Raw genomic sequence first — 25706 nt, forward strand, 5'->3', positions numbered from 1 at the left:
AAGACCCATACCCCCAACGAATCCGCTGGAACCACGCAGAACATGGAGGCCCGCATGAGTGACACCATCGAGTCCACCCTCACCGAGACCCGCCATTTCGAACCGCCGGCGGCATTCACCGCGAACGCCCGGCTCAAGCCGGAAGACGTGGAGGCCCTGCACAACAAGGCCCGGGCCGACTACGAAGGCTTCTGGTGCGACCTGGCGCGCGAGAAGATCGACTGGCAGAGCGAATTCACCGAAGGGCTGGACAGCTCGAACGCGCCGCATTTCCGCTGGTTCGCCGACGGGCGCATGAACGTCTCCTACAACTGCATCGACCGCCATCTGGAGGTCCGCGGCAACAAGACCGCGATCCGCTTCGAGGCCGAGAACGGCGACACCCGCAACCTCACCTACCGCGAGCTCTACAACGAGGTCGGCAAGCTGGCCAACGCGCTCAAGGGCATGGGCGTGGAGAAGGGCGATCGCGTGATCATCTACATGCCGATGAACGCCGAGGCCGTGATCGCCATGCAGGCCTGCGCCCGCATCGGCGCGATCCACTCGGTGGTGTTCGGCGGTTTCTCCGCCGATGCCCTGCGCGACCGCGTGGTGGACTCCGGCGCCACCGTCATCATCACCGCCGACGGCGGCGAGCGCGGCGGCAAGGTGGTGGGCCTGAAGGCCGGCGTGGACAAGGCGCTGGCCAGCAACCCCGCCGAGGTCGAGAAGGTGATCGTCTGCCGGCGCGCCGGCAATGACGTGACCATGCAGGAAGGCCGCGACCTCTGGTGGGAAGACGCGGTGGACGGCGAATCGGTCGACTGCGAACCCGAGTGGGTGGAATCCGAACACCCGCTGTTCCTGCTCTACACCTCCGGCTCCACCGGCAAACCCAAGGGCATTCAGCACTCCAGTGCCGGCTACCTGCTGGGCGCGATCCTGACCAACGAGTGGGTCTTCGACCTGCAGGGCGACGACATCTTCTGGTGCACCGCCGACGTCGGCTGGATCACCGGCCATACCTACGTCGCCTACGGCCCGCTGGCGGTGGGCGCTACCCAGGTGGTCTACGAAGGCGTGCCCACCGTGCCGGACGCCGGACGCTGGTGGAAGATGTGCCAGGACCACGGCGTGACCGTGTTCTATACCGCCCCCACCGCCATCCGTGCGCTGATGAAGGCCGGCCCCGACCTGCCCGAGCAGTACGACCTGTCGAAACTGCGCCTGCTGGGCACCGTGGGCGAGCCCATCAACCCCGAGGCGTGGATGTGGTACTACCGCGAGGTCGGCGGCGAGCGCTGCCCCATCGTGGACACCTGGTGGCAGACCGAGACCGGCGCCAACATGGTCGCCCCGATCCCCGGCGCCACCACCCTGGTCCCGGGCTCCTGCACCCGCGCCCTTCCGGGCATCGACGCCGACGTGGTGGACGAGGACGGCAACAGCCTGGGCGCCGACGAAGGCGGCTACCTGGTCATCAAGAAGCCCTGGCCGTCGATGCTGCGCACCGTGTGGGGCGACGACCAGCGCTACAAGGACACCTACTGGCCCAAGTTCGGCGGCAAGTATTACCTCGCCGGCGACTCCGCGCGCCGCGACGCGGAAGGCAACTTCTGGATCATGGGCCGCATCGACGACGTGCTCAACGTCTCCGGGCACCGCATGGGGACCATGGAAGTCGAATCCGCGCTGGTGGCCCACAAGGACGTTGCCGAAGCCGCGGTGGTCGGGCGCCCGCACGACGTGAAGGGCGAAGCCATCGTCGCCTTCGTGATCCTGCACGGCGACCGCCCCACCGGCGACGAGGCGGACCGGCTGCTCAAGGAGCTGCGCGAATGGGTGGGCGAGCAGATCGGCCCGATCGCCAAGCCCGACGACATCCGTTTCGCCGACGGCCTGCCCAAGACCCGTTCCGGCAAGATCATGCGGCGCCTGCTGCGCTCCATCGCCAAGGGCGAGGAGATCACCTCGGACACCTCCACCCTGGAGAACGAGGCGGTCATCCCGCAGCTGCAGGGCAAGGCCTGACGCCGGACACGGGGGCCGTGATCCGAACCTGGTACGCCTGCCGAGGCACCAGGTTCACGGCCCCGCGCCCGGGCGCTCAAGCAAACAGATCGTCCAGGCCCACGCCGAGCGCATCGGCCAGGGCACGGGCGGTCACGATGGAGGGCACCTTTTTCTTCCGCTCGATTTCGTTCAGCATCGCGGGCGAGATACCGGCTGCGGAGGCCAGGGCGCGCTGGGATAGCCCCCGTTCTTCCCGCCAGAGGGTCACAAGGCTTTCTCCGGCCAGGTGACGTTCGACCGCGGCGAGGGGCAGGGTGGGAGCATTCCGCCGCTCGGCGATGACGGCCCGGTCTTCGGCATCCTCCAGACGCGCCAGCAGGGCCTCATACTCGCCCCGATCAAGAGTAATTTGCTCGGCCGTTTCAGTCATAGGCTTTGCTCCGATGGCGAATTGCGGTGACTTCCATGATGGTCATGGTGCCGTCTTGAAGGATCACGAACAGCACCCGGTAATCCCCGACGCGAAGTCGATATTCCTCTCGGCCTTTCAGCGCCTTCACATTGTTCGCCAGGCTGTCCGGCTCGGCCGCATATTGCCGGATTTTTGCCAGGACAAGGTCGCTGGCCGCTCCGGCCTTCTTCAGTTCCTTGATCGCTTTAGTCGTAAACCTGACGTCCATGTCATCCATCCCTTACTCACGGCAGTATTCGCTCCGAGCGAACACCATGTCAAGACTGGAGTACCTCGAGAGATCCTGCCCCACCGTCGGGGAAATAAACCTCGCACCTCAGTCGGCGATGACACGGGTCCCGGCCTGCACTTGGTCGCCCGGTCGAGTCACCACCCGTTCCCCGGCCTCCAGACCCTCGCGGATCTGCGTGGTGAAGTCGCTGCGGCGGCCGACCTCGACCCGGCGCGGCCGCGACCGAGCCCTCGCAGCAGCGGTGCCGGTGCAGCACCACGCCGCCAGCCGGCGCACGCACGGCCAGCGATTCGGTTTCGTCCTCGCTGCGTTCGCCGGTGGCGATGTCGAGGATCACCCGCGCCGCCTCGACCTCGCTGCGTGCGACCTCCACCGCCGACTCGCCTGCCTCCACTGCCGAGCGGGCGCGGTCACGCCGGGTCTCCACCCGCTCCAGGTCGCTGGCGGACACCGCCCCGTCCTCGAACAATTCGCGGTGACGCCGGTACTCCGACTCCGCCAGCCGCGCCTCGGCCCGCAGGTCCTCGAGGCTGGCCCGCGCCCCCTGCAGACGCGAACGTGCCGCGGCCAGGTGCTCGCGGGCCTGCTCGCATGGAAGATGACTTCGCGCCGGCCGGAACCGGCGGCGGGGGCCGGGATGGCGTTCACCCCGGAATCGACGCCGCCCGGGCCACCGCGGCCGCAGGTTCGGCCGCCGGGGCCGCCCCGCTGTCCGGCGCACCCGGCAGCAGACCGCCGCCGTTGCCGTCCAGACCCGCCGACCACAGGCTCAGCAGCAACAGCAGGAGGATCAGGATCGGGATCAGGATGCGTGGTTTCATCGGACAGGCCCTCGCTCGCGGCAATAGCTCCATGCTGCCACAAAGCCCCCGGCACGGCGCTGCCCCGCTCCCGTCATCGCGAGTCGCGAAGCGACGTGGCGATCTCCATCCGAAGCCGCCTGTTCCTGCGTGCAGACAACTTTGGCCGATTGCCACGTCGCCTTCAGCTCCTCGCAATGACGGATCGCAATGACCGGGGCACGAACGGCGTCGCTCGGGCCGCCGGCGCCACCCGTGGCGGTCGCGACCGGCGCTTCATCCCGATGCAGCACTGATATACTTCGTCATATGCGCCTGTCCCCGGAACAGCAAACCGTCATCCGTCAGGAAGTGGCCCGTGCATTCGGCCCGGACGCCCGGGTCTGCCTTTTCGGGTCCCGCACGGACGACTCGGCGCGGGGAGGTGACATCGACCTGTACGTCGAGGCCGAGGGCACGCCGGACGAACTCCTCGAAAGGGAACTGAAACTGCATGCCGCCCTGCAGCGGCGGCTTGGCGAGCGCCGCGTGGACCTCGTCGTCCATCGGCGCGGTGCCCCCGCGCGGCCCATCGACACTCACGCCCGACGCACCGGACTCCCGCTGTGACCACCGATTCGCCTGCACGCCTGGCTCGGCTGCTGAACCTGGTCGATCGCGAAGACGAACACCTGCTGGGGGTACGGGAGCGGCTCCTCGCGGGTGATTGTTCGGTTTCCCCCGACCGTGTGCGAGGCATCCTTGCTGCCGACAGCGGCATCGACCGGCTCGAATCCTTCGGTGCCAAGTTCGGGCGGATGCAGGACACGATCATGGACAAGCTGGTCCCTGCCTTTCTCACCTGTGCGGGCGAGAAACCGGGACCAGCCATCGACAATCTGGCACGCCTGGAAAAGCTGGGGCTCATCGAGCAGGCCGATGACTGGTTACAGATGCGCCATCTGCGCAACCGGCTGGTCCACGAATACATCGAGAACCCCGATGACCTGGCCCCGGCCCTGCAACGCGCCTGTCATTTCACCGACCGAATGCACACCGATTACCAGCGCCTTCGGGGCTATGCCCGGGACCGCCTGGCGATCGAGGTCCCCGGCAACAAGGGATGCTGAAGCCCCCCGCGGGCACCTGTCAGGTACCGGACCGAGGATCACGCGGCGTCGATTTGTTGTTTTGCGCCCAAATATTTACCCTGTGCGCACCATCCGGCCCGCCGCAGACGCGCCGCGCACCCCGCAATCGCGCGCCGCAGGGCCGTTTTGACGCCACATCGGCGTCATCCGAACCGCTTCAACAACGCAAGGAGTCAACATGTCCGCTCTGATCTGTGGGTCCATGGCCTACGACACCATCATGGTGTTCCCCGACCGCTTCAAGAACCACATCCTCCCGGACAAGGTGCACATGCTGAATGTGTCCTTCCTCGTCCCGGACATGCGTCGCGAGTTCGGCGGCTGCGCCGGCAACATCGCCTACAACATGAAGCTGCTGGGCGCCGACCCGACCGTGATGGCCACCGTGGGCGGCGATTTCGCCCCGTATGCCGACTGGATGGACCGCCACGGCATCTCGCGCAAGTTCGTCAAGGAGCTGAAGGACACCTACACCGGTCAGGCCTTCATCACCACCGACCAGGACGACAACCAGATCACCGCCTTCCATCCGGGCGCGATGGGCTTCTCGCACCAGCAGAAGGTCACCGACGCCGACGGCATCAAGGTCGGGATCGTCTCCCCGGACGGCCGTGACGGCATGATCGAGCACGCCCAGCAGTTCGCCGACGCCGGCATCCCGTTCATGTTCGACCCGGGCCAGGGTCTGCCGATGTTCGACGGCGACGACCTGAAGCGCTTCATGGAGAACGCCACCTATGCCGCGTTCAATGACTACGAGGCGCAGCTTACCGCCGATCGCACCGGCATGAGCATGGAGCAGCTGGCGGAGATGGTCGACGCGATGATCGTCACCCGTGGCGGCGACGGCTCCGACATCTACACCGGCGGCAAGAAGATCACCATCCCGTCGGTGGAACCGGCCGCGATCAAGGATCCGACCGGCTGCGGCGACGCCTACCGTGCCGGCCTGCTGTTCGGTCTGGAGAAGGGCTACGACTGGGAGACCACCGGCCGCATCGCCTCGCTGATCGGCTCGATCAAGATCGCCCATTCCGGCACTCAGAACCACCACTTCTCGGCCGAAGAGTTCGCCGACAAGTTCGAGAAGGCCTTCGGCTACCGCTACTGAGGCAGCCCCTCACCGGATCCGGCCGCGAGAGCCGGGTCCCGGCGAGCTTCCGGCCCGGGCTCCCCTTGGGGGGCCCGGGCTTTTTTTGTGATTCCTTCAAGGATTAAATGGATTTTGTTATTGTGGGAAATCGTTCCGGTTCCCGTATGGAACACCGACTCATTGACGAGGACAACGACATGGAAAAGCAGGAAGTCCTGGACCGTCTGCACCAGGCCAAACGAGCCCACCTCGCCTGGGTCGGCCGCGCCGAGCTCCTCACCCAGGGCGTGCCGGTGGAAAAGGACCAGATCCCCGTGCTGCACACCGACTGCCCGTTCGGGCAGTGGTATTTCAGTGACGGTCAGGCGCTCAACGATTTTCCCGAGTTCGAATCGATCGACGAGGCCCACCGCCACCTGCATCAGGCGTACGCCGAGATCTTCAAGCTGGTCACCGAGGAAGAAAATGCCTCGATGTTTTCGAAAATGCTGGGTTTCGCCCGGCGCCAGCACGAGCGCAACGAACCACTGATCCGGATGCACATGGAGGCCCTGGAGGAGGCCTCGCGCAGCGTGGTGCACCACCTCGACGCGCTGGAGAAGAAGATCCGGGAAATGGACGAAGAGCAGTTTGCGGAGGCGGTGCGCACCTGACTCCCCGCAGGGTCAGGCAGTTGCCGACCCCGCCTGCGCCCAGGCCGCCTTCCAGCCCTCGTAATCCGCGACCAGCTGCTCGACATCGGCCTCGTCGAACGGCCGCAGCCCGCTCAGGACCAGGTGCTTGCTGCCCCGGGCGACCACAGCGCCGTCGGTCACCAGTTCGTAGTCGAGCCGGATCTCGCCGCGCTTGCCATTGACCGTCATGACCGCATCCTTCAGCCGCGGCTCGGGTACGGCCGCCGCGGCCGCCAGCGGCTCGGGCAGTTCGAACCCCATGCGCTCGTACATCACCAGCGGACGTTTGGGATTCACCATCACTTGATGCTCGCGCATCAGCGGCACCAGCACGTGAGGGAAGTTCTGTCCGGAGAACGACACGTAGCTGCGGATCAGCGACTCGATCGCGGCCGGGTCATCGACCACCGCTCCCGAACGCTCGATCTCGACCACGCTCTTGCCGTTCTCGTCGGTAATCGCCACCTGTTCGCCGGGCGTCTCCGGGAAATGCACCGGGGCGTTACCGCCCACCATGCCGGTAAAGCGAAAGTTCATCGAAGCGCTGGCCCCCCAGGCATCCAGGGCCAGGGCGAACAGCAGATCGCCGGGCACGCAGAACCGCCGCGAATCGGCGTCATGGATGGGGTTGAAGTCCCCCGCCACGGTCTTGGCAAAGCGGCTCCCCTGCTCCGGGGTCACCACGAGCTGCCCGTCCCGATAGCGATAGAAATCTTCCAGAAATGATATGCGGGTCACTCGACTCTCCCCGAACTTCGTTCTCGTTATTCCCGGGCTTCCAGTCCCAGGTGTTCGCGGATCGCTGCCAGGAAGGCCTCGCCGTAGCGATCCAGCTTGTGCTGCCCGACCCCGGAGATACCCAGCAGCTCGTCCGCAGTGCGCGGCGTACTGGCCACCATCTCCAGCAGGGTGGCGTCGTTGAAGATCACGTAGGGCGGCACGCCCTGATCCGTCGACAGTTTCTGCCGCAGCCTGCGCAGAGTGTCCCACAAGGCCCGGTCTTCCGCATCCAGACCGGCAACCGAACGCGCGGTTTCACCCCGCGAGGGCTGTGCGGGCCGCGCCCCGGCGGCCTCGTGGCGCAGATGCAGGGATTCCTCGCCACGCAGCACGGCACGACACGCGGGGTCCAGGCGCAGCCCGCCATAGCCCTCGGGATCCAGCCGCAGCAGGCCGCGCGCCAGCAGCTGACGCACCAGGCCGCGCCACTGGCGTTCGTCCAGCTCGGTGCCGATGCCGAAGGTGCTCAGGCGTTCGTGCCCGAGGCGGGTCAGGCGTTCGCTGCGGCTGCCGCGCAACACCGCGATCACGTGCCCGGCACCGAAACGCTCGCCGGTACGATAGACGCAGGAAAGCAGTTTCTGCGCGGCCACCGTGGCATCCCAGGTGGCCGGCGGGTCCTGGCAGTTGTCGCAGTATCCACAAGGCTCGGGCAGGGTCTCGCCGAACCACGCGAGCAGGGCCTGACGGCGGCAGGTAGTCAGTTCGCTGAAGCCCAGCATGGCCTCGAGCTTTTGCTGCTCGATGCGCTGGCGCTCCTCGCCGGCCTCCGAGTCCTGCAGCATCTGCCGCAGCGTGACCACGTCCTGCAGCCCGTAGAGCATCCAGGCGTCGGCCGGCAGGCCGTCGCGTCCGGCGCGGCCGGTCTCCTGATAGTAGCCCTCGAGGCTCTTCGGCAGGCTCAGGTGGGCGACGAAGCGCACGTCGGGCTTGTCGATGCCCATGCCGAAGGCGATGGTCGCGACCATCACCACACCATCCTCGCGCAGGAAACGGCGCTGGTGCTCGGCGCGGGTCGCCGCCGACAGCCCCGCGTGATACGGCAGCGCGGTCACCCCGCGCGCCGCCAGCCATTCGGCGGTTTCGTCCACCTTGCGCCGCGACAGGCAGTAAACGATGCCCGCCTCGCCCGGGTGTTCCTCGCGGATGAAGCGCAGCAGGCGCTCGCGCGGCGGGCCGGACGCGCCATCGGCCGCCGCGACGCGATAGCGGATGTTGGGCCGGTCGAAAGAACTGACGAACATCCGCGCCGACTCCAGGCGCAGGCGCTCGCGGATCTCCTCGCGGGTGGGTTCGTCGGCGGTGGCGGTCAGGGCGATGCGCGGCACCGACGGGAAACGCTCCGCCAGCACCGCCAGGCGCCCGTATTCCGGGCGGAAGTCGTGCCCCCACTGCGACACGCAATGCGCCTCGTCGATCGCGAACAGCGCCAGCTCCAGCCCTTCCAGACGATCCAGCATGCCGGGTGCGAACAGCCGCTCCGGCGACAGATACAGAAGATCCAGCTCCCCGGCATGCAGCGCGGCCAGCACCCCGCGCGCGGTGGCCTCGTCCTGGCCCGAATCCAGCCCGGCCGCGGCCACGCCGTTCTGCCGCAGGGCCTGCACCTGGTCCTGCATCAGCGCGATCAGCGGCGAGATGACGATGGCGCAGCCACGCCGCGCCAGCGCCGGGATCTGGTAGCACAGCGACTTGCCGCCGCCGGTGGGCATCAGCACCAGGGCGTCGCCACCGCCGATGACGTGTTCCACCACCGCCTGTTGCTGCCCGCGAAAGGCCTCGTAGCCAAAGGTCTCGCGCAGGATGGTTTCCGGGGCGCTTCCCTGCGCCGCTGTTGCTGCGGTCTGATTCCCTTCCACCGGCGTGTCCACCTGCCTTGCCATGAAGTTGTTCAGACTGCCCCAGGCCCCGCGCCGGGCGCAAGAACGGGCAGCTTCCCGGTGTGCATAGTAGGCTACGCGCTCCCTTCATCCGGGTGACTTTCCATGCGCGGTTTCGGCTCTTCGGTCCACGACGCTCCCGACAACGCGATCAACTGGCGCATCGTCCGCAGCCTGCTGCCGTACCTGTCCGAGTTCCGCGGACGGATGTTCCTCGCGCTGGGGCTGATGGCCCTGGCCAAGCTGGCCACCGTGACGGTGCCGATCGCGCTGAAATACATCGTCGAACATTTCGAGGAGGCCGGCGCGGAGGCCCTGGTGACCGTGCCGGTGGCGCTGGTGCTGGGCTACGGCCTGCTGCGCTTCGGCGGGACCTTCTTCGGCGAGCTGCGCGACGCGGTCTTTGTGCGCGTGGCCGAACGCGCGATGCGGCGCGCCTCGCTGCGGGTATTCCAGCACCTGCACCGGCTGGAGCTGGGGTTCCATCTGGCGCGCGAAACCGGCGGCCTGGCCCGTGACATCGAACGCGGCACCAGCGGCATGAGCTTCCTGCTGCGCTTCATGGTGTTCAATATCCTGCCGACCCTGATCGAGATCCTGCTGGTGGCCGGCATCCTGCTGTTCGCCGTCGGCCCGGTGTTCATGTTCACGGTGCTGGTCGCGGTGGCGGTCTACGCGGCCTTCTCCATCTGGATCACCGAATGGCGCACGCGCTTCGTGCGCGAGGCCAACCAGCGCGACAACGAATCCAATACACGGGCGATCGACAGCCTGCTCAACTACGAGACGGTCAAGTACTTCGGCAACGAGGATTTCGAGGCCGACCGCTACGACCGCGGTCTCGCGGCCTGGGAACAGGCGCGTACCAAGAACGTGCTGTCGCTGGTGCTGCTGAACTCCGGGCAGGCCCTGATCATCGCCGCGGCGATCACCGTGATGATGCTGCTGGCCGCCGCCCGGGTGGCCGACGGCTCGATGTCGCTGGGCGATCTGGTGATGGTCAACGCCTACATGATCCAGCTGTTCATCCCGCTGAACTTCCTCGGCTTCGTCTATCGCGAGATCCGCCAGTCGCTGGCCAACATCGAGCGCCTGTTCGGCCTGCTGGAGAAGCCCGTGCAGGTCGAGGACCGTCCCGATGCCCCGGACCTGGAGGTCGACGCCGGGCACGTGCGCTTCGAGCACGTGGACTTCCACTACCAGCCGGAACGCCCGATCCTGCGCGACGTGACCATCGACCTCCCGCCGGGCCGGCGCATCGCGGTGGTCGGTCCCAGCGGGGCCGGCAAGTCGACCCTGTCGCGGCTGCTGTTCCGCTTCTACGACGTGACCGGCGGGCGCATCACCATCGACGGTCAGGACCTGCGCGACGTGACCCAGGCCAGCGTGCGTCGGGCGATCGGCATGGTTCCGCAGGATACCGTGCTGTTCAACGACACCATCCGTTACAACATCGCCTACGGCGATCCGTCCGCCAGTGACGCGGCGATCGAGCGGGTGGTGCGGCTGGCGCACCTGGAAGGGTTCATCGCGCGCCTGCCCGATGGCCTGGACACGGTGGTCGGCGAACGCGGCCTGAAGGTGTCCGGCGGCGAGAAACAGCGCATCGCGATCGCCCGCATGCTGCTGAAGGACCCGCCCATCCTGGTGTTCGACGAGGCCACCTCGTCACTGGATTCCGACACCGAGAAGGGCATCCTGCAGGCGCTGGACGAGGTCTCCGCGCGCCGCACGACACTGGTGATCGCCCACCGCCTGTCCACGGTGAAACACGCCGACCGCATCGTGGTCCTGGACCAGGGGCGGGTCGTCGAAACCGGCACCCACCGGGAACTCCTCGCCCGCAACGGCACCTATGCACGCCTGTGGCACCACCAGCAGTCCGAGGCCGGTGACGCCTCTGAATTCACGGATAACTCGTGATACATTCTCCTAAAACTCGTGAACCGCGGTGGCGATGAACCCACTGATCCTCCTGCTCTGGTGTCTGCTGGCCGTCACGGCCATTGCACCCGCAGCGGCCGATGAGCCGTACCGGGCGCCGGAGGCCATCGCGGACACCACGCGTGTCGACGCCGACGATGCCTGGAGGCTGTTTCGCGAGGGGGTTCCGTTCGTCGACGTGCGCCTTTCAGCCGACTATCGCGCCGGCCGCATCCCGGGCGCAACCAACCTGACCATCATGCGCGACGCGGACGACCCGCGGAACCGCTTCACCCGCGAGCAACTGCTCGAAGTCGCCGGAGGCCGGGACCGGCCGGTGGTCCTCTACTGCAACGAGTTCGACTGCTGGCGTACCGAAGCCGCCATCCGCCGCGCACTGGAATGGGGCTTCGACGACCTCCACTACTTTCCCGGCGGCTACCCCGAGTGGAGTCGCCAGAACTATCCCTTCGAATGAGATGGGATCCGGAGCGGGGGCGCGGGTGATCCGGCTGCGAACGGCCATTGCACTGGCTGCTTTCGCCGGTCTGGCCCTGCTGGCCGCCGCCCTGGCTACCGGTGCCCAACTCGCCCTGCAGCAGGCGGATCAGCGGCTCGACCGCTTTGCCATGGAAACCCAGGAAGCCGCCTGGCAACAGGTGCTGGAGGCCGAACTGCAGGCGCTGCGCAGCGAGGCCACCGCGATCACCCGCAACCGGGCGCTGCGCGAGGCGCTTGCCGGCGACGAGCCGGTGGCGGGCTATGCCGACCCGCTGCACAACCGACTGACCGCCGCGGGCGTCGCCAGCGGCCTGGTCATTTATGACGCCGACGGCGAACGCCGGTTTGACTCCGTTCTCGAGGACGCCACCGAGTTTCCGCTGGCGCGGGCCACGCTGGAAGACGGCCGCATCCACCAGGGCCTGCACCGCACTCCGGAGGGGCGCTATTTCGCCGGACTGACCATCCCGCTGTACGACCAGGGACAGCTGGTCGGCGTGGTCGTGCCACTGCAATCGCTGGCCGGGTCCGCCCTCGACACCCTCGCGGGCAAGGCGGATACCCGCGCGGTGCTGCTGGACGCCGGGGGGCGGGTGGAACACACCGCGCCCGCGGCGGCCCTGCCCAACCCCGGCCCCATGCTGAACCGGGCCGCGGCACGACGCACGACCGCCGCCGGACGCCATGAACTCGCGGTGCACCTGCCGCTGACCCCGTTCGACGGCGAGGACGTCACCGGCAACATCGTGGTCATCCGCGACATCACCGACTCGGTTACGACCCAGCGTTTCATCAACAACGCCACGCGCGCCGGGGCGATCATCGCCCTCCTCCTGATCGGCTGGGCGCTGTACTTCTGGCTGGGGCGCGCCCTGCGACCGCTGCGCGAGGCGGTGGCCACTCTGGAGGACGTGGGCCAGGGACGGTTCACCACCCGCATCCGCCGCGATTCGCGGCTGCAGGAAGTCGCCACCCTGCAGGGAGCCACCCTGGATATGGTGGAGCGGCTGCGGCGCATGCTGGAAGTCGAAGAAGACGCCCGCCTCGCCTTTCTCGATCCGCTGACCGGCCTGGCCAACCGCCGACTGCTGCACGAGCGCCTGGACCACGCCATCCGCGCCGCCGAACAGTCCGGGCGGCCCTCGGCCCTGCTGCTGATCGACCTCGACAACTTCAAGACCCTCAACGACACCCGCGGCCATTCGATCGGTGACCGGTTGCTGACGCTGGTCGCACAGCGCCTGCAGGGGCAGGTTCGCCCGCAGGACACGGTAGCGCGCATCGGTGGCGACGAATTCGTGGTCCTGCTGGAAGAGCTCAAGCCCGATCCCGACCAGGCGGTCGCGGATGCCGGCAAGGTTGCCGCCAAAATGCTGGACCGTATCCGGGAGCCGCTGATACTGGACGGGATCCAGCATGTCATCCAGGCCAGCGTCGGCGTCACCGTGTTCCCGCAGGGCGAGGACACCAGCGAGGAACTGCTCAAGCAGGTGGATTTCGCGATGTATCAGGCCAAGCATCACGGTCGCGACACGATGCGCTTCTACGACCCGGAGATGCAGCGCCAGCTGCAGCGGCGGGCGGAACTGGAACGGGCCCTGCGGGACGCGCTGGACGCCGATGATCTGCTCCTTCACCTGCAGCCGCAGGTGGACGCCGACGGCCATCTGATCGGTGCCGAAGGCCTGATGCGCTGGAACCCGGGCAAGCCCGGGGAGGTTTCACCCTCCGAATTCATCCCCGTGGCGGAGCAGAGCGGCCAGATCCTCGCGATCGGCCGGGTGGCCCTGCGCCAGGCCTGCGAGCACCTGGCCCGCTGGCGCAACATCCCCGGCGCCGAGGCCCTGCAGCTCGCGGTCAATCTCTCCGCTCCGCACCTGCGCGATGCCCGGCTGCTCGACGAGGTGCGCCAGCTGCTGGACGAGACCGGCGCCCCGCCGCAGCGACTGACACTCGAGATCACCGAGAGCGTGATGGCCGACGAATCGGAACAGTTGATGACCAACCTGCAGGAGCTGCGGGCGCTGGGCATCGGCCTCGCGCTGGACGATTTCGGCACCGGATACTCGTCGCTCGGGTATCTCAAGCGGTTGCCGGTGACCGAACTGAAGATCGACCGCTCCTTCGTGCGCGACCTCGAACACGATCCGGGCGACGCCGAGATCGTAACCACCATCCTGGCCATTGCCCGCACTATGGGGCTGGAGGTCGTGGCCGAAGGGGTCGAGACACCCGCCCAGCAGGAGTTCCTCGGACAGCGCGGCTGCAGACGTTTCCAGGGCTTCCTGTTCCACCGCGCCATGCCGGCACAAAGCCTGGAAGCGCTGCTGCCCTGACAGCTCAGTCGCCGGGGTCGACGCGGCCACGCAGGGCCTTCCTGCGCCCGCGGCGGGTCTTGGCGTCCAGCCGGCGCAGTTTGGCGGCACGAGGCGGTCGCGTCGGGCGCCGCTTCTTCACCGGCTGCCCGGCCTCGCGCAGCAGCTCGGCCAGGCGCTCGAGGGCATCCTCGCGATTGGCCTCCTGCGTGCGGTACTGCTGTGCCTTGATCACGATCACGCCGTCGCGGGTGATGCGCCGATCGCGCCGGCGCAGCAGGCGTTCGCGATAGACCTCGGGCAGGCTCGCGGAGGCATGGATGTCGAAGCGGAGATGGATGGCGGTGGCCACCTTGTTGACGTTCTGCCCGCCGGCGCCCTGCGCGCGGATCGGCGTCAGCTCGATCTCCGCGTCGGGGATGGTCACGTTACCGGAGATCTTCAGCATCGGGAGGCTCAGCGGAACTCGCCGTCGACGATACGGCCGTCGTCGTCGAGTTCGGCGAAGAAGCGGCTTTTGTCGGTACGGTATTCGTGCGTCGCGATGTCGCCCGGGAGCACCAGCGTCACATCGGGATAGACCCGCCGGAATTCCTCCGGGGTGGGCCGGGTGTCCAGGAAGGCATGAAACGGCTCCATTGCCTCGACGGTGCCCGGACGCGGCTCGAACCCGTCGTCCCGGCCCTCGCTCTTCTGCAGCGTGCAGCCGCCCATCGCCAGCCCCAGCATCACAACCACCAGCACCGGCATCCGTTGCAATTTCACCGCCATGCCCACCCCCTCGGGATGATGAACCGTCATTGCGAGCCCCCGGGACCCGTCATTGCGAGCGCAGCGAAGCAATCTCGGGACACGCCCGACGAAGCCGACCCGACCGGGAACCCGGTGGTTCCGGATCCCCATGACTTCGTCGCTTCGCTCCTCGCAATGCCCCGCACGTAGACCGCGCAGCGGGACGAATCCGTGCGCAGCCCGGGCGCTACTCCCCCGGCTGTCCGTGCTCGCGAGTGGCCAGGAAGCGGATCTCCGGCCATTTCTCCTCGGCCATCTGCAGGTTCACCCGCGTGGGGGCGATATAGACCAGATCCCCGGCATGGTCGAGGGCGAGGTTGTTCGCCGCCTTTTCCTTGAACTCCGCCAGCTTCTTCGGATCGTCGCTTTCCACCCAGCGCGCGGTCTGCACGTTCACGTTCTCGAACTGCGCCTCCACCTTGTACTCGGTGCGCAGGCGTTCGGCGACCACGTCGAACTGCAGCACCCCCACCGCCCCCAGGATCAGGTCGTTGTTCGTCAGCGGGCGGTAGAGCTGGGTCGCGCCCTCCTCGCACAGCTCCTGCAGCCCCTTGGTCAACTGCTTCATCTTCAGCGGATCCTTCAGCTGCGCGCGGCGGAACAGCTCGGGCGCGAAGTTGGGGATGCCCTTGAACGTCAGATCCTCGCCCTGGGTAAAGGTGTCCCCGATGCGGATGGTGCCGTGGTTGTGGATGCCGATGATGTCACCGGGATAGGCGGTCTCCACGTGCTCGCGATCGGACGCCAGGAAGGTCAGCGCGTCCGGAACCTTCACGTCGCGCCCGATGCGTACGTGACGCAGCTTCGCGCCCTTGTCGAAGGTGCCGGAACAGATGCGCATGAAGGCGATGCGATCCCGGTGATTGGGATCCATGTTCGCCTGGATCTTGAACACGAACCCGGTGAACTTCTCCTCGGTAGGCTCGACCACCCGCGAATACGCCGGACGCGGCAGCGGCCCCGGGGCGTACTCGACAAAGTCGTCCAGCAGCTCCTCGATGCCGAAGTTGTTGATCGCCGAGCCGAAGAATACCGGGGTCTGCTCACCGCGCAGATAGGCGTCCGGATCGAACTCGTGGGAGGCGCCCTGCACCAGCTCCAGCTCCTCGCGCAGCTCTTCGGCCTGGGTACCCAGGACCTCGTCGAGGCGCGGGTTGTCGAGGCCCTCGATGATCTCGCCGGTGGACTTCTTGCCGCCCTGCTCCGGGTCGTACAAGTGCACCGCATCGCGGCGAATGTGATAGACGCCGCGGAAACGCTTGCCGCTGCCGATCGGCCAGGTGACGGGGGCGCACTGGATCTTCAGCACCTCCTCGACCTCGTCCAGCAGTTCGATCGGCTCGCGCCCCTCGCGGTCCATCTTGTTGACGAAGGTCATGATCGGGGTATCGCGCAGGCGGCAGACCTCCATCAGCTTGATGGTGCGGTCCTCCACGCCCTTGGCCGCGTCGATGACCATCAGCGCGGAATCCACGGCGGTCAGCGTGCGGTAGGTATCCTCGGAAAAGTCCGCATGCCCCGGGGTATCCAGCAGGTTCACCATGCGCCCCTTGTAGGGGTACTGCATCACCGAGGAGGTGACCGAGATCCCGCGCGACTGCTCCATCGCCATCCAGTCGGAGGTGGCGTGGCGCGCGGACTTGCGCCCCTTGACCGTACCGGCGAGCTGGATCGCGCCGCCGTACAGCAGGAGCTTTTCGGTCATGGTGGTCTTGCCCGCGTCCGGATGCGAGATGATCGCAAAGGTCCGGCGGCGGGCGGTCTCGTCGACAAAGGACATCAGTCGGGTCCCGTACGGGGAGAAAGCCCGACATTCTAACGTATTCCGCCCGCCGCATTGGGCGGCGGGCGGAAACGGTTCAGCGTACGGCGGCTTCGGTGCGCATGGCCGTGCGCTGCTCGGCAAGGCTCTCACGCGCGGCCGCCAGCTCGGCCTCGCTCATGCGGGACTCCAGGCGTTCCACGTGCTCGCCATCGTCGCCGAGGCTGTACCAGACCCAGGCCTGGACCCGGTCGCGATTCACCCCGCGGCCGGCCATGTGCAGGCGCCCGAGCCCGCGCTGGGCCTGGGCGTTGCCCTGCTCCGCCGCGAGCACATACCACTCGACGGCGTCGTCCACCGAACGCTCGACCCCGCGCCCGGTCTCCAGCAGGTAGCCCCAGTGATACTGGGCGGAGGCCAGCCCCTGATCGGCGGCGCGTTCGATCCATTCCGCGGCTTCGGCCGGATCGTCCGCCAGCAGGTCGCGCCCGAGGTGATACTGGGCATCCATGTCGCCCAGTTCCGCCGCGCGACGGTAGTGTTCGCCGCTTTTCTCCGCGTCCACGGGAACCCCGCGTCCGGTGGCATGGAGGTAGCCGAGGAAGTAGTGCGCGCGCGCATGCCCCTGCTCGGCGGCCTGCGCGAACCATTCGGCTGCCGCCGCGTCGTCCTGTTCGGTGCCACGCGCGGTGTAATGGGCCATGCCCACGTCGAACTGCGCGTCACGGTCGCCGCGTTGCGCATTGCGTTCACGGATACCGAACCAGACACCCAGCAGTTCCTGCTGGCGTTCGGCTTCGTCGTAACCGAATTCGGTGGCCACCGCGGGGCCGGCGGTCAACAGGAGCGGCAGGGCCGCGGTCAGGGCAAGAAGGGACTTTTTCATCACAGCCTCGATACGGAACCGGTCGTAAGGCCCTGAGAATAGACACATGCCCGTGGAACCGCAAAACCGACAGTGCATTTTTGCGCACCCTGACCGCAGAATGCGCCAGGGAAACGCTGATCAGCGTTTCCCTAGGCCCCCGCCGGTTCCTCGCAGCTGCGGCGCAGCACCCAGGCATCCTCGCGGCCGCTGGGAAGCGGGTAGTAACGCGGTCGGGTGCCGATGTGCTCGAAGCCCTCCGAGCGGTAGAGCTGCACGGCCGCGGCGTTGGAAGGACGCACCTCGAGGAACAGGGCCTCGGCGCGTTCATCGCAGGCACAGGCCAGCAGCCGGCGCAGCATGAAGCGCCCCAGCCCGTAGCCCTGCCAGCGCGGATCCACCGTCAGATTCAGCAGATGCGCCTCGCCGGCGGCCACGGTCAGGATCGCATGCCCCACCTGACGGCCATCCACGGACAGGATCCAGCCGTCGTAACCGACCTTCAGGCAGTCCTGGAAGATCCGCGCGGTCCAGGGATAGTCATACGCCTGGCGCTCGATCACCATCACGCGATCGATGTCGGCCAGCTGCATGCGCCGCAGTTCGGGTCGGGTTCGGGCTTCGGCACTCATCGGTCATCTTCCCTCGTGCAGGAGTCGACCCCCGGATGGAGCCGGTGGTTCAGTCGGTGGCCGCGGACGGCAGGCACGCACGCGCCCGCTGCAGGTCCTCCCAGGCACGCGCCTTTTCCCGCGGCGAACGCAGCAGATAGGCCGGATGCCAGGTCACGACCAGCGGAATGCCGCGATACTCGTGGACGCGCCCGCGCAGGCGCCCCACCGCGGTCTCGGTCTCCAGCAGCTGGTGTGCCGGGACCCGCCCCAGCGCCACGATGACCTCCGGGGCGATCGCCTCGATCTGGCGATCCAGGAAACCGCGGCAGGCCCGTGCCTCCTCCGGCTTCGGATCCCGATTGTTGGGCGGCCGGCACTTCAGGATATTGGCGATGAACACGTCGTGCTCGCGATCCAGCCCCAGCGCCGCCAGCATGTTGTCCAGCAGCTGCCCGGCCCGCCCGACGAAGGGCTCGCCGCGACGATCCTCCTCGGCCCCCGGGGCCTCGCCGACGAACAGCCAGCGGGCGCCGGTATCGCCCACCCCGAAGACCGTCTGCCGCCGGCTGGCCGCGAGCTCGCTGCAGGCAGTGCAGCCCGCGACTTCGTCACGCAGGGCCTGCCAGTCGAGGCCCGTGGCCGGCACGGACGCCCCCCGCGGCTCCTGCTCCACGGTCAGGCCGGCCTCCGGTTCAGGTGGTGGCTCCGGGGACGCTTCCGGCGCGGCGCCGGTATCCGCCGACGGGCGCGCCCGCCACAACGGGATGCCCATGTCGGCGAGGATGCGCCGCTTGTGCCGCGAGAGTTCCACGCCCGCCTCCCCGCTCAGGCTTGCGGGGCACGGCCGCGGCGCCGATGGCGCTGCCAGCGCACCAGCGTCAGCAGCGGCCCGGACAGCGCGTACACCACGAACCCGGCCAGCAGCATCTTGGGCGGATCCAGGGCCGCCAGCATCAGCGCCCCGACCACGCCCAGCATGGCCAGGAACGGGACCCGGTGGCGGAAGTCCATGTCCTTGAAGCTGAAATAGGTCAGGTTACTGACCATTGCCGCCCCGGCGAGCACGGTGATGATCAGCACCGCCACCGCCCCGGTGTCCCCCAGCTCCGCGGCCATGCCGAGGTCCTCGACCACCCAGACGGTCCCCACCAGCAGTGCCGCACTCGCGGGACTGGGCAAGCCCTGGAAGAAGCGCTTGTCGGTCACCGCCAGGCGGCTGTTGAAACGCGCGAGTCGCAGCGCCGCCGCCGTGGCAAAGAAGAACGCGGCCACCCAGCCGAAGTTGCCCAGGTCCTGCAGCTGCCACAGGTACACCACCAGTGCCGGGGCCAGACCGAAGGAAACCAGATCCGAGAGCGAATCGAACTGCGCGCCGAACTCGCTCTGGGTATCGGTCATGCGCGCGACCCGGCCGTCCAGGGTATCCAGCACCATGGCCACGAAGACCGCGATGGCCGCGGTAATGAACTCCCCGTCGATGGCGGACACGATCGCCAGGAATCCGGAGAACAGGACCCCGGTGGTGAACAGGTTGGGCAGCAGGAACACCCCGCGCCGCCGCCGCGAACGCGGAGGCTCGTCGTCCAGCTCGTCCTCGCCACGGATGATGTCGGGGTCTTCGTCGGGATTCATTCGGCCAGCTCCACGGCGCCGCCCTGATCCCCCGGCTCGCGCGGCGGGAGCCCGCCCAGCAGGGTGGTCCCCGCCAGCACGACCTGCCCCGGCCGCACCATCACGTGCGATCCCTGCGGAAGCCACAGCTCCGCACGTCCACCGAAACCGGCAAAGCCGATGCGCTTGCCGCGCCCCAGCCGATTGCCGGGCAGCACCTCCGCCATGCGGATGAAACGCGGCCAGTGCGTCACGCTGAGAGCCAGGGTCATGCGGTCATCCTCGTCGGTGGCCAGGGCGAACGCAAGCCGGCCGGCCAGCTGCAGGTCGGGCTCGCGATCCGATTCCTGCCCCGGCCAGACGCGCTCGCGCACCTCGACCTCCTGCGGGGCATGGATGTTGTATTCGCCGAGATAGCGCTGGCGCATGCGGATGCGCTCGGCCTCGCGCCCGGTGAACGGGTCGGTGGTGGTCTCCACCGATTCCACCACGCCGTCGACCGGGGCCACCAGGCCCAGGGCCTGGGCCGGCGCCCGGCGCCGCAGATCGCGGAACAGGGCCATCAGGGCCAGCATCAGGATGACCAGGAACAGACCCAGATCCGCCAGCCCGGACAGCAGCGTGATCACCGCCATCCAGGCGGTGACGATGACGAACAGGCGGCCTTCCTTCGCTACCGGAAACAGCATGTCCCCTCCGCGGCCCGCACCCGGGGCCGGTGGTGCCGCGGATCAGTTGCGCGACTTGTCGACCAGCTGGTTGGCCTGGATCCAGGGCATCATCGCACGCAGCCGCTCGCCCACCTGCTCGATCTCGTGGGCGGCGTTGCGGCGGCGATTCGCGGTCATGGAGGGATAGTTGGTATCCCCTTCCTGGATGAAGCGCTTGGCGTACTCGCCGGTCTGGATGTTGTGCAGGGCCTCGCGCATGGCCTCGCGGGACTGCTGGTTGATGACCTTCGGGCCGGTCACGTACTCGCCGTACTCCGCGTTGTTGGAGATGGAGTAGTTCATGTTGGCGATGCCGCCCTCGTACATCAGGTCGACGATCAGCTTGAGCTCGTGCAGGCACTCGAAATAGGCCATCTCCGGGGCATAGCCGGCCTCGGTCAGGGTCTCGAAGCCGGCCTTGACCAGCTCCACCGCGCCGCCGCACAGCACGGCCTGCTCGCCAAACAGGTCGGTCTCGGTCTCGTCCTGGAAGGTGGTCTCGATGATGCCGGTGCGGCCGCCGCCGATCGCCGAGGCATAGGACAGCGCGATGTCGCGCGCCTTGCCGGAGGCGTCCTGCTCGATGGCGATCAGGTCGGGGATGCCGCCGCCGCGGGCAAACTCCGAGCGCACGGTGTGACCCGGCGCCTTGGGCGCGATCATGATCACGTCGAGGTCGCCACGCGGCTCGATCTGGTTGTAATGGATGGTGAAGCCATGGGCGAACGCGAGGGTGCCGCCCTGCTTGAGGTTGGGCTTGATCTCCTCGCTGTAGAGCTTCGCCTGGTATTCGTCGGGGGCCAGCACCATGACCAGATCGGCGGCGGCCACCGCGTCGGACACGTCGGCCACCTTCAGGCCGGCTTCCTCGGCCTTGGCGCGCGAACCGGAACCGGCACGCAGGCCGACGGTGACGTCCACGCCGGAATCCTTCAGGTTGTTCGCATGGGCGTGTCCCTGCGAGCCGTAGCCAATGATGGCCACCTTCATGCCCTGAATGATGGAGAGGTCGGCGTCTTTGTCGTAATAGAGCTTCATTGCGGTTTCCTTGGCAATCGGTGAAAGGTGTTCAGATCTGGAGCGTGACGTCCCCGCGCGCGATGCCCATGACCCCGGAGCGCACCACCTCCTGCACGGGGAAGGGCTCCAGGGCCTGAAGGAAAGCATCCAGCTTGGAGCCCTCCCCGGTGATTTCGATGACGTAGGTCTTTTGCGTGACGTCGATGATGCGGCCGCGGAAGATGTCGGCGAGGCGCTTCACTTCTTCGCGGTCGCCGGGTTCGTCCACGCGGACCTTGACCATCGCCATCTCGCGCTCGATATGCGGATAGGAGGTCAGGTCGAGCAGCTTGATCACGTCGATCAGCTTGTTCAGCTGCTTGGTGATCTGCTCGACGATCTCGTCCGAGCCGCTGGTGACGATCGTCATGCGTGAGAGCGTGGGGTCGTCGGTGGGCGCGACGGTCAGCGATTCGATGTTGTAGCCGCGGGCTGAGAACAGGCCGGCCACCCGTGACAGGGCACCGGATTCGTTCTCCAGCAGGACACTGATGATGTGACGCATACGGAATCCTTCCCTGTCAGACCAGGATCATTTCGTTCTGACCGGCACCGGCCGGGATCATCGGATAGACGTTCTCGGACTGATCGGTGATGAAGTCCAGGAACACCAGGCGGTCCTTCTGCGCCAGGGCCTCCTTCAGCGCGCCCTCCACGTCGCCCGGCTTGTCGACCTGGATGCCCACGTGGCCGTAGGCCTCCGCCAGCTTGACGAAATCGGGCAGCGCATCCATGTACGACATCGCATAGCGGCCCTGGTAGAAGAACTCCTGCCACTGCCGCACCATCCCCATGTAGCGGTTGTTCAGGTTCAGGATCTTCAGCGGCAGCTGGTACTGATAGCAGGTCGACAGCTCCTGCATGCACATCTGGATGCTGGCCTCGCCGGTGATGCAACCCACCGTCGCATCCGGATGTGCCAACTGCACGCCCATCGCGAACGGCAGTCCCACGCCCATGGTTCCCAGGCCGCCGGAGTTGATCCAGCGGTTGGGCTTGTCGAAGCCGTAGAACTGCGCGGCCCACATCTGGTGCTGGCCCACGTCGGAGGTCACGAAGGCCTCGCCGCCGGTCAGCTCCCAGAACTTCTGCACCACGTACTGCGGCTTGATCAGCTCGGATTCGCGATCGTACTTGAGACAGTCCTGGCCGCGCCATTCGCGGATCTGGCCCCACCAGGCCTTCAGCGCGTCGGCATCCGGCTGGCCGCCGTTCTCGTCCAGCGCACGGATCAGCTCGCGCAGCACCGGCTCCACTTCGCCGACAATGGGCACGTCCACCTTCACGTTCTTGGAGATGGAGGCCGGGTCGACGTCCACATGCACGATCTTCGCGTGGGGGCAGAACTTCTCGATGTTGCCCGTCACGCGGTCATCAAAGCGCGCGCCGATGGCGATCAGCACGTCCGCGTGGTGCATCCCCATGTTGGCCTCGTAGGTCCCGTGCATCCCCAGCATGCCGACGAACTGCTCGTCCGAGGCCGGATAGGCGCCCAGCCCCATCAGAGTGTTGGTGATGGGGTAGCCCAGCTTGCGGGTGAATTCGGTCAGCGCCTCGGAGCCGCGACCCAGCACCACCCCGCCGCCGGTATAGATCATCGGCTGCCTGGCCGACAGGATCAGCTCGATCGCGCGCCGGATCTGTCCGGTGTGGCCGCGGGTCTTCGGGTTGTAGGAGCGCATGTGGATGCTCTCGGGGTACTCGAACTCGCAGCTGTCGGCGGTGACATCCTTGGGGATATCCACCACCACCGGACCCGGGCGACCGGTGGTGGCGATGTAGAAGGCCTTCTTGATGGTGGTCGCGAGATCCTTCACGTCCTTGACCAGGAAGTTGTGCTTCACGCACGGGCGCGTGATGCCCACGGTATCCACTTCCTGGAAGGCATCATTGCCGATCATGCTGGTCGGCACCTGGCCGGTGAACACTACCAGCGGCACCGAATCCATGTACGCATCGGCAATGCCGGTCACTGCGTTGGTCGCCCCCGGACCGGAGGTGACCAGGGCCACGCCGGGCTTGTCCGAGGATTTGGCGTAGCCCTCGGCGGCATGGATCCCACCCTGTTCGTGGCGGACCAGCACATGCGAGACCTGGCTCTGCTTGTACAGCGCATCGTAGATGTGCAGGACCGCGCCGCCGGGGTAGCCGAAAACCAGGTCAACGCCTTCGGCCTGCAGGCTGCGGACGAAGATTTCGGCACCGGTGATGGCGGTGGACGATGCAGAGGTCTCGGACATGACGGTTGTTCCTTACCAGGGGCTGTCGGGCGATCGTGATCCGAGCGGACACGCCGAATCAAAATAGCCCACCATACTAATATGAAATCGCCCGCGCTTCACGCCATACGGCGCGCCAGCGAGCACGGTCCACGTGAGGGGCGCAACGCCACGGCACCCCCGCCCTTCCCGGGGCGAGCGGAACCCAACGCCGGAGGCCCCGTCCGGAGATTGCCACGGCCCCTGGCGGGGCCTCGCAATAACAGGAAACAACCCGCGGGGCCCCGCAAGGGCGAAAGACAACTGGCGTGGCCTCGCGATGACGGGACGCAACCAGCACCGTCATCGCGAGGCGCGCAGCGCCGTGGCGATCTCCGGGGGCGGCCCCGGCGGAGCCGATCGTCAGTCGGGTTCGGCGCCGGCCTGAGCGGTGGGCAGCTCGGCGAAGTGCTGGCGCGCGCGCGCCACCAGGTCCCCCGGCAACCCTTCCTTCTCCGCGATGGTCAGGCCGAAGGACACCCCCGGCTCGCCGATCAGCAGGCGATAGGTGGGCGACAGGGTATCCGGGTCGAACTGCATGGAGGCATTGAGGATGCCCGACTGCTGCGCCGCATAGTCCTTCAGCGGCGCCAGGTGGGTATTGACGATCCCGCGGGTGCCGCGCGCGCGCAGCTCGTCCAGCATCGCCATCGCCAGCGCCGCGCCCTCGTCCGGGTCGGTCCCGGTCCCCAGCTCGTCGAGCAGGATCAGGCTCTCCGGGCCCGCGTTGTCCAGGATGCGCTTGAGCACCGCCACGTGCCCGGCGAACGTCGACAGGTGGTGCAGCAGGCTCTGGTTGTCGCCCACGTCCACCATCACCTGGTCGAAACGGCCGATGCGGCAGTCCTGCTCGGCGGGGATGTGCAGCCCGCACCAGGCCATGGTCACCAGCAGGCCGAGAGTCTTCAGCGCGACCGTCTTGCCACCGGTGTTGGGGCCTGTGATCAGCAGCAGCGGCTGCTCGTCGTCCAGACGGATGGACAGCGGCACCGGCTGCGGCCCGTTGCCCTCGGCGAACTGCAGCAGCAACAGCGGATGATAGGCCTCGTCCAGTTCCACCCCGGGACGGTCTTCCAGGGCCGGGGCGTGGGCGTTCATCTGCGCGGAGAGCTGCGCGGCGGCCGAGGCCAGGTCGATCCAGGTCAGCGCCGTCAGCATCAGATCCAGCGGCTCGCCGTATTCGCGCACAGTGTCGGTCAGTTCGCGCAGCAGCCGCTGCTGCTCATTGTTGATCTGCCCGTTGACGGTATCCAGCTGGTTGTTCAGCGGCACCGCCTCGATCGGCTCGATGATGTGATCGCGCCCGCCCATCGCGGTACCCCGGCGCACGCCCTTGACCGCGCCGGCGGCATCGCCGCGCAGCACCATCACCGCACGCTCCTGGTGCCACTGGACCTTCAGCGCGTCTTCGCCGGTCTGCGCCACGTCCGACTGGTTCAGGCGCTTTTGCACCACCGTCTCGACCTCGCCGCGCAGCCGGTTGCGCTCGCCGAAGGCCTGCACCAGCGATTCGCTGGCATCCTCGCGCAAGGACCCGCCGGGGTTCAGGCAGGCGGACAGGCGCTGCTCCAGCGCCTCCGGCGGGTACAGCTTGTTCAGGTCCGCGGGGTAGATCTCCGGGGTATCCTCCAGCTGATCCGCCAGCTCGCGCGCATGGCGCATGATGGTCTGCAGGTTGTGCAGCGCCTGCACCGGCAGCGCGGAACCCGGATTGCCGGCCTGGCGCAGCGCCGCGCGCACGTCCGGCAGCTGCCCCAGACGCGGCAGCGTGCCCGCATCCAGACGCTGGCGGGCCACGGTCACCGCCTTCTGCAGCGCGCGCGCCGCCTCCAGGTTGGGGGCGGGCTCCAGTCCGCGCGCGGCATCGGCACCGTAGGGCGTGGCGGTCAGGCGTTCCAGCAGGCGCTGGATCGCGGGAAATTCGAGGGCCTTCAGATCAACCTGCATGGGCTTGGACCTTGTGGATGTCGTTTCTTCACGGCGTTTGTTCGAACCCCCGTCATTGCGTGGTTCTTCAACTCCCCGTCATTGCGAGGTTCTTCACCCCCCCGTCATTGCGAGGAGCGCAGCGACGAAGCAATCTCCTCGAGCTTGCAGAGCGCGTGCAATCGAGACTCCGGTGGTTCCGGATGGAGATTGCTTCGTCGCCTGCGGCTCCTCGCAATGACGGGGGGCGCCATGACGGGGGCCGGATGGTTCGCAATGACGCCGGGTGGATGGTTCGCCATCACGGGAGATGG

25 protein-coding genes and 1 pseudogene are annotated in these 25706 nt (G+C 67.4%); 8 read left to right on the plus strand and 18 right to left on the minus strand.

Annotated features, from left to right (window positions below; translation table 11 throughout):
- Positions 1-54 precede the first annotated feature (54 nt).
- A complete protein-coding gene (gene acs / locus C998_RS0107645) occupies positions 55-2013 on the plus strand; it encodes an acetate--CoA ligase (RefSeq protein WP_026279526.1) in 1959 nt (652 codons plus the stop codon).
- Between the two features lie 76 nt (positions 2014-2089).
- On the opposite strand, the gene C998_RS0107650 is transcribed toward acs, so the two are convergent.
- The 4 genes and pseudogenes from C998_RS0107650 to C998_RS15035 form a co-directional block, all read right to left on the minus strand.
- Positions 2090-2425, minus strand: a complete 336-nt coding sequence (locus tag C998_RS0107650) for a helix-turn-helix transcriptional regulator (RefSeq protein ID WP_018870275.1) — start codon at positions 2423-2425, stop codon at positions 2090-2092.
- Positions 2418-2684 carry a type II toxin-antitoxin system RelE/ParE family toxin gene (locus C998_RS0107655; protein WP_018870276.1) on the minus strand — a complete coding sequence of 89 codons (267 nt, stop codon included), beginning with the start codon at positions 2682-2684 and terminating at the stop codon, positions 2418-2420. Before C998_RS0107655 ends, C998_RS0107650 begins: the two co-directional genes overlap by 8 nt.
- A 99-nt stretch (positions 2685-2783) precedes the next feature.
- Positions 2784-3312 (minus strand): annotated as a pseudogene (locus C998_RS14475) (TolC family protein); the annotation flags it as partial.
- Between the two features lie 31 nt (positions 3313-3343).
- Complete coding sequence (locus tag C998_RS15035; protein WP_018870277.1) at positions 3344-3520, minus strand: hypothetical protein; 177 nt, start codon at positions 3518-3520, stop codon at positions 3344-3346.
- A 288-nt stretch (positions 3521-3808) separates the two neighbouring features.
- Here C998_RS15035 and C998_RS0107665 point away from each other — a divergent pair, with 288 nt between their 5' ends.
- The 4 genes from C998_RS0107665 to C998_RS0107680 all read left to right on the plus strand — a co-directional run bounded on the left by C998_RS0107665 (position 3809) and on the right by C998_RS0107680 (position 6375).
- Positions 3809-4108 (plus strand): nucleotidyltransferase domain-containing protein, encoded by a 300-nt coding sequence (locus tag C998_RS0107665; protein ID WP_018870278.1) that lies wholly within the window; start codon positions 3809-3811, stop codon positions 4106-4108.
- The gene (locus C998_RS0107670) at positions 4105-4608 is read left to right on the plus strand and encodes a hypothetical protein (RefSeq protein ID WP_018870279.1); all 504 of its coding nucleotides are present in this window, start codon (positions 4105-4107) and stop codon (positions 4606-4608) included. Before C998_RS0107665 ends, C998_RS0107670 begins: the two co-directional genes overlap by 4 nt.
- A gap of 199 nt (positions 4609-4807) precedes the next feature.
- Positions 4808-5740 (plus strand): carbohydrate kinase family protein, encoded by a 933-nt coding sequence (locus tag C998_RS0107675; protein WP_018870280.1) that lies wholly within the window; start codon positions 4808-4810, stop codon positions 5738-5740.
- Positions 5741-5886: 146 nt separating this feature from the next.
- Positions 5887-6375, plus strand: a complete 489-nt coding sequence (locus C998_RS0107680; RefSeq protein ID WP_018870281.1) for a CZB domain-containing protein — start codon at positions 5887-5889, stop codon at positions 6373-6375.
- A gap of 12 nt (positions 6376-6387) precedes the next feature.
- Here the strand turns inward: C998_RS0107680 and C998_RS0107685 are convergent, their stop codons facing one another.
- Complete coding sequence (locus C998_RS0107685; RefSeq protein WP_018870282.1) at positions 6388-7134, minus strand: DUF3581 family protein; 747 nt, start codon at positions 7132-7134, stop codon at positions 6388-6390.
- A 26-nt stretch (positions 7135-7160) separates the two neighbouring features.
- A complete protein-coding gene (gene recQ, locus C998_RS0107690) occupies positions 7161-9059 on the minus strand; it encodes a DNA helicase RecQ (protein WP_369771834.1) in 1899 nt (632 codons plus the stop codon).
- A gap of 102 nt (positions 9060-9161) precedes the next feature.
- On the opposite strand from recQ, the gene C998_RS0107695 reads away from it, so the two are divergent.
- Genes C998_RS0107695 through C998_RS0107705 form a run of 3 tightly spaced genes read left to right on the plus strand, consistent with a single transcriptional unit; the run spans position 9162 to position 13816 of the window.
- Complete coding sequence (locus C998_RS0107695) at positions 9162-10979, plus strand: ABC transporter ATP-binding protein/permease (RefSeq protein WP_018870284.1); 1818 nt, start codon at positions 9162-9164, stop codon at positions 10977-10979.
- 34 nt (positions 10980-11013) lie between these two features.
- Positions 11014-11457, plus strand: a complete 444-nt coding sequence (locus C998_RS0107700; protein WP_018870285.1) for a rhodanese-like domain-containing protein — start codon at positions 11014-11016, stop codon at positions 11455-11457.
- A 1-nt stretch (position 11458) separates the two neighbouring features.
- Entirely contained in the window at positions 11459-13816 is a 2358-nt protein-coding gene (locus C998_RS0107705; RefSeq protein WP_038081809.1) for a bifunctional diguanylate cyclase/phosphodiesterase, read from the plus strand.
- A gap of 4 nt (positions 13817-13820) precedes the next feature.
- Here C998_RS0107705 and arfB read toward each other — a convergent pair whose 3' ends face one another.
- The 12 genes from arfB to C998_RS0107765 all read right to left on the minus strand — a co-directional run bounded on the left by arfB (position 13821) and on the right by C998_RS0107765 (position 25413).
- Positions 13821-14243 (minus strand): alternative ribosome rescue aminoacyl-tRNA hydrolase ArfB, encoded by a 423-nt coding sequence (gene arfB / locus C998_RS0107710; RefSeq protein WP_018870287.1) that lies wholly within the window; start codon positions 14241-14243, stop codon positions 13821-13823.
- 8 nt (positions 14244-14251) lie between these two features.
- Positions 14252-14545 carry a hypothetical protein gene (locus C998_RS0107715; protein WP_051076729.1) on the minus strand — a complete coding sequence of 98 codons (294 nt, stop codon included), beginning with the start codon at positions 14543-14545 and terminating at the stop codon, positions 14252-14254.
- A 229-nt stretch (positions 14546-14774) separates the two neighbouring features.
- Entirely contained in the window at positions 14775-16367 is a 1593-nt protein-coding gene (locus C998_RS0107720) for a peptide chain release factor 3 (protein WP_018870289.1), read from the minus strand.
- Positions 16368-16446: 79 nt separating this feature from the next.
- Positions 16447-17235: a tetratricopeptide repeat protein gene (locus C998_RS0107725; RefSeq protein ID WP_018870290.1), complete on the minus strand. Its 789-nt coding sequence runs from the start codon at positions 17233-17235 to the stop codon at positions 16447-16449.
- A 131-nt stretch (positions 17236-17366) separates the two neighbouring features.
- Positions 17367-17846 (minus strand): ribosomal protein S18-alanine N-acetyltransferase, encoded by a 480-nt coding sequence (gene rimI / locus C998_RS0107730; RefSeq protein ID WP_018870291.1) that lies wholly within the window; start codon positions 17844-17846, stop codon positions 17367-17369.
- A gap of 49 nt (positions 17847-17895) precedes the next feature.
- A complete protein-coding gene (locus tag C998_RS0107735) occupies positions 17896-18639 on the minus strand; it encodes a uracil-DNA glycosylase (RefSeq protein ID WP_018870292.1) in 744 nt (247 codons plus the stop codon).
- A gap of 14 nt (positions 18640-18653) precedes the next feature.
- Positions 18654-19460, minus strand: coding sequence for a CDP-diacylglycerol--serine O-phosphatidyltransferase (gene pssA / locus C998_RS0107740; protein WP_018870293.1), 807 nt, complete (start codon positions 19458-19460; stop codon positions 18654-18656).
- Positions 19457-20128, minus strand: a complete 672-nt coding sequence (locus tag C998_RS0107745; protein ID WP_018870294.1) for a hypothetical protein — start codon at positions 20126-20128, stop codon at positions 19457-19459. Before C998_RS0107745 ends, pssA begins: the two co-directional genes overlap by 4 nt.
- Positions 20129-20170: 42 nt before the next feature.
- A complete protein-coding gene (ilvC, locus tag C998_RS0107750) occupies positions 20171-21187 on the minus strand; it encodes a ketol-acid reductoisomerase (RefSeq protein WP_018870295.1) in 1017 nt (338 codons plus the stop codon).
- Between the two features lie 31 nt (positions 21188-21218).
- The gene (gene ilvN / locus C998_RS0107755) at positions 21219-21713 is read right to left on the minus strand and encodes an acetolactate synthase small subunit (protein WP_018870296.1); all 495 of its coding nucleotides are present in this window, start codon (positions 21711-21713) and stop codon (positions 21219-21221) included.
- A gap of 16 nt (positions 21714-21729) precedes the next feature.
- Entirely contained in the window at positions 21730-23448 is a 1719-nt protein-coding gene (gene ilvB, locus C998_RS0107760; protein ID WP_018870297.1) for a biosynthetic-type acetolactate synthase large subunit, read from the minus strand.
- Between the two features lie 381 nt (positions 23449-23829).
- Positions 23830-25413 carry a DNA mismatch repair protein MutS gene (locus C998_RS0107765; RefSeq protein WP_018870298.1) on the minus strand — a complete coding sequence of 528 codons (1584 nt, stop codon included), beginning with the start codon at positions 25411-25413 and terminating at the stop codon, positions 23830-23832.
- Positions 25414-25706 lie beyond the last annotated feature (293 nt).

The organism is Thioalkalivibrio sp. ALgr3 (assembly GCF_000377325.1).
GTDB lineage: Bacteria > Pseudomonadota > Gammaproteobacteria > Ectothiorhodospirales > Ectothiorhodospiraceae > Thioalkalivibrio.

Bases quoted from the DNA above. Each gene is read 5' to 3' on its own strand.
- C998_RS0107700 (WP_018870285.1), top strand. From the start codon at position 11,014: ATGAACCCACTGATCCTCCTGCTCTGGTGTCTGCTGGCCGTCACGGCC.
- ilvN (WP_018870296.1), bottom strand. From the start codon at position 21,713: ATGCGTCACATCATCAGTGTCCTGCTGGAGAACGAATCCGGTGCCCTG.
- acs (WP_026279526.1), top strand. From the start codon at position 55: ATGAGTGACACCATCGAGTCCACCCTCACCGAGACCCGCCATTTCGAA.
- arfB (WP_018870287.1), bottom strand. From the start codon at position 14,243: ATGCTGAAGATCTCCGGTAACGTGACCATCCCCGACGCGGAGATCGAG.
- C998_RS0107725 (WP_018870290.1), bottom strand. From the start codon at position 17,235: ATGAAAAAGTCCCTTCTTGCCCTGACCGCGGCCCTGCCGCTCCTGTTG.
- C998_RS0107745 (WP_018870294.1), bottom strand. From the start codon at position 20,128: ATGCTGTTTCCGGTAGCGAAGGAAGGCCGCCTGTTCGTCATCGTCACC.
- C998_RS0107720 (WP_018870289.1), bottom strand. From the start codon at position 16,367: ATGTCCTTTGTCGACGAGACCGCCCGCCGCCGGACCTTTGCGATCATC.
- C998_RS0107675 (WP_018870280.1), top strand. From the start codon at position 4,808: ATGTCCGCTCTGATCTGTGGGTCCATGGCCTACGACACCATCATGGTG.
- C998_RS0107680 (WP_018870281.1), top strand. From the start codon at position 5,887: ATGGAACACCGACTCATTGACGAGGACAACGACATGGAAAAGCAGGAA.
- C998_RS0107765 (WP_018870298.1), bottom strand. From the start codon at position 25,413: ATGCAGGTTGATCTGAAGGCCCTCGAATTTCCCGCGATCCAGCGCCTG.
- pssA (WP_018870293.1), bottom strand. From the start codon at position 19,460: ATGAATCCCGACGAAGACCCCGACATCATCCGTGGCGAGGACGAGCTG.
- C998_RS0107695 (WP_018870284.1), top strand. From the start codon at position 9,162: ATGCGCGGTTTCGGCTCTTCGGTCCACGACGCTCCCGACAACGCGATC.
- C998_RS15035 (WP_018870277.1), bottom strand. From the start codon at position 3,520: ATGAAACCACGCATCCTGATCCCGATCCTGATCCTCCTGCTGTTGCTG.
- C998_RS0107665 (WP_018870278.1), top strand. From the start codon at position 3,809: ATGCGCCTGTCCCCGGAACAGCAAACCGTCATCCGTCAGGAAGTGGCC.
- ilvB (WP_018870297.1), bottom strand. From the start codon at position 23,448: ATGTCCGAGACCTCTGCATCGTCCACCGCCATCACCGGTGCCGAAATC.
- C998_RS0107715 (WP_051076729.1), bottom strand. From the start codon at position 14,545: ATGCCGGTGCTGGTGGTTGTGATGCTGGGGCTGGCGATGGGCGGCTGC.
- ilvC (WP_018870295.1), bottom strand. From the start codon at position 21,187: ATGAAGCTCTATTACGACAAAGACGCCGACCTCTCCATCATTCAGGGC.
- rimI (WP_018870291.1), bottom strand. From the start codon at position 17,846: ATGAGTGCCGAAGCCCGAACCCGACCCGAACTGCGGCGCATGCAGCTG.
- C998_RS0107650 (WP_018870275.1), bottom strand. From the start codon at position 2,425: ATGACTGAAACGGCCGAGCAAATTACTCTTGATCGGGGCGAGTATGAG.
- C998_RS0107705 (WP_038081809.1), top strand. From the start codon at position 11,459: ATGGGATCCGGAGCGGGGGCGCGGGTGATCCGGCTGCGAACGGCCATT.
- C998_RS0107655 (WP_018870276.1), bottom strand. From the start codon at position 2,684: ATGGATGACATGGACGTCAGGTTTACGACTAAAGCGATCAAGGAACTG.
- recQ (WP_369771834.1), bottom strand. From the start codon at position 9,059: ATGGCAAGGCAGGTGGACACGCCGGTGGAAGGGAATCAGACCGCAGCA.